Origin of the sequence: Intestinirhabdus alba, assembly GCF_009711095.1 — a bacterium.
Taxonomy (GTDB): domain Bacteria; phylum Pseudomonadota; class Gammaproteobacteria; order Enterobacterales; family Enterobacteriaceae; genus Intestinirhabdus; species Intestinirhabdus alba.
Genome location: NZ_WMJZ01000136.1, coordinates 1 through 599, shown reverse-complemented (window position 1 = coordinate 599; position 599 = coordinate 1). Strand labels below are relative to the sequence as shown.

At 40.9% G+C, this 599-nt stretch carries 1 protein-coding gene; it reads right to left on the bottom strand.

Translation table 11 applies throughout. The features are described from left to right. Nucleotides 1–559, bottom strand: a 559-nt coding sequence (locus tag GJV78_RS22750; protein WP_230979230.1) for an AMP-binding protein, incomplete at its 3' end; no start/stop codon positions are given. Between the last annotated feature and the right edge of the window lie 40 nt (nucleotides 560–599).

The following is a 599-nucleotide window of genomic DNA, read 5'->3' as shown; positions in this document are numbered from 1 at the left end:
CCACGCCAGCGCCGCCGATATAAAGCTCGCCCGGAGCCCCCAGCGGGACCGGCTGCCGCTGTTCATTTAACAGATACAGCCGCGTATTGGCTATTGGACGGCCAATAATTGGGATGGTAGTTACAGATTGTATCAGCGCAATGGTTGAGTCTACAGTACATTCCGTTGGGCCATAAACGTTGTAAACATTCAAATCTTTTATATTAACTATATCTTCCCACGTATTTTTTGGTATTACATCGCCACCAACAAATAAAGTTAAAGGTTTTTTCTCAGGACCTGGAAGTTCCTTAATTAAGTGATTAAGCTGAACTGGAGTGCAGTCTAAAATATCAATATTGCACTTCTTAACGAACCCAATCAATGCATCCAGATCTAATCTGATGTCTTGGGGAAGAATAGATAGCGAACAACCATATAATAAAGAGAACAACATTTTCACAGATGAATCAAAAGAAATACTTGCATTAAGCGCTACTTTGACATCTTTAGGAAAGTGAGAGTATATGTTTTTTAAAAAATACGCATATAGATTCAATAAAGAATTATGCTCCACCATCACTCCCTTGGGCAGCCCGGTCGAACCCGACGTGTAGATC